Raw genomic sequence first — 1,587 nt, forward strand, 5'->3', positions numbered from 1 at the left:
AGGACGAACGCGACGATCGCGAGGAAGATCCCGATGAGCAGGACCAACCGGTTCGAGCGCTTCAAGGTATGTATCTCCCCGACCGATACGTGTGACAGGTGGCAACACTCTAGCACCGTGATTCCGGTCGGATACCAGCCAAAGGGGCTAGTACCGTTGGGAGGAACTGTGCAGAGCCGACGCACATCGTAAGGTGCCCTGCAAGGGGGCTCCAGCGAGTGTCAAGTCGGCGACACGCAGGGTGTGATCCAGTGTCAGCGAGGGCAAACGAAACGGCCCGCCGGATGTCCGGCGGGCCGTCGGGTTCGCTGTGCGACCGGAGTCGCCTGGGGGAGCCCTACATCGCGGTGCCAACGGTGCTCAGGGCGCCGCTGACACCGTTGCCGAGGAAGATCAGCGCAATGATTGCCACGACGGCGACGAGGCCGAGGATGAGTGCGTATTCGGCGAGACCCTGACCCTCGTCGTCCTGACGGAGAGCCTGTGTCGCGAGTGCCTGGAGCTTGGAGCTGTGCACGGTGTTCACCTCCCTTCCGGGGCGAGTTGCCCGGCCGGGGAGCGTCGCAGGAACGGCGATACCGCCAATTCCCGTACCCCCGGTAATGGCGCCATCCTGTATCCGGATCGGGCTGATGACAAGTAGCCGATGGTCCCGCCCCGGGATCCATCGCCCCCACCGGATACGGAACGACGCCGGCTGCCACTGGTGGCAACCGGCGTCGTGCTCTTGCGAACGTTGGCTCGACGCTAGATCGAGGTACCGACGGTCGAGAGGATCTTCGAAACCTGGCCGCCCAGGAAGATCAGGGCGACGATCGCCACGATGGCGATGAGCGCGAGGATCAGCGCGTACTCCGCGAGGCCCTGGCCCTCCTCCTCGTCACGGACGATGAGCGAAGTGATAAGTGCGTTCAGCATTGTGAGGTCTACCTCCTTTCCCGGAAGCTCGCGCCCTGCGGCGCGGCGATGCGCACGGTACGTTGGCGCCCTGCACATGTCAATTGAGACGATCGGTTCCGCGGTGCGCAGACGCACATGATGTCGCCGGCGCGCGGCAGGCTCAGGACGAGTCCACCGCGGTTCGCGGATCTCATCTGGATTAGACGGAGTTGCCGACGGTCGAGAGGATCTTCGAGACCTGGCCGCCCAGGAAGATGAGGGCAACAATTGCCACGATCGCGATGAGCGCGAGGATCAGCGCGTACTCCGCGAGACCCTGGCCCTCCTCCTCGTCCCGCATGAGGAACGAGCTGACCCAGGAATGGATGAGTGCCATATGCGATGACTCCCCGACTCCGGCCACGAGATCTGGGCCGGCTGCCGCGCATGCTAGGCGCATGTAGCCCGGGTGGGAAATGGGACTTTCGTCCCACGCAATACGAAACGGCCGCCGGGGAAACCCGACGGCCGTTGATCGTTCGTGGTGGGCGGGCGGCTAGATCGAGGTGCCGACCGTCGACAGGATCTGCGAGACCTGGCCACCCAGGAAGATGAGGGCGACGATCGCGACGATGGCGATGAGCGCGAGGATCAGCGCGTACTCCGCGAGACCCTGGCCCTCCTCGTCGGTGCGGATCGAGGCGAGCA

The 1,587-nt window shown here is 64.7% G+C and carries 3 protein-coding genes; all 3 read right to left on the bottom strand.

From position 1 onward, the window contains the following. Positions 1–337: 337 nt before the first annotated feature. Positions 338–517 carry a Flp family type IVb pilin gene (locus VGM51_03690; protein HEY3412143.1) on the bottom strand — a complete coding sequence of 60 codons (180 nt, stop codon included), beginning with the start codon at positions 515–517 and terminating at the stop codon, positions 338–340. A 230-nt stretch (positions 518–747) separates the two neighbouring features. Next, positions 748–918, bottom strand: a complete 171-nt coding sequence (locus VGM51_03695; GenBank protein ID HEY3412144.1) for a Flp family type IVb pilin — start codon at positions 916–918, stop codon at positions 748–750. 181 nt (positions 919–1,099) lie between these two features. Next, the gene (locus VGM51_03700) at positions 1,100–1,276 is read right to left on the bottom strand and encodes a Flp family type IVb pilin (protein HEY3412145.1); all 177 of its coding nucleotides are present in this window, start codon (positions 1,274–1,276) and stop codon (positions 1,100–1,102) included. Positions 1,277–1,587 lie beyond the last annotated feature (311 nt).

It is taken from the genome of Armatimonadota bacterium, from assembly GCA_036504095.1.
Taxonomy (GTDB): Bacteria; Armatimonadota; DTGP01; order JAKQQT01; family JAKQQT01; genus DASXUL01.

Excerpts from the sequence above, each read along its gene's own strand:
- VGM51_03695 (HEY3412144.1), bottom strand. The coding sequence starts at position 918 with ATGCTGAACGCACTTATCACTTCGCTCATCGTCCGTGACGAGGAGGAG.
- VGM51_03700 (HEY3412145.1), bottom strand. The coding sequence starts at position 1,276 with ATGGCACTCATCCATTCCTGGGTCAGCTCGTTCCTCATGCGGGACGAG.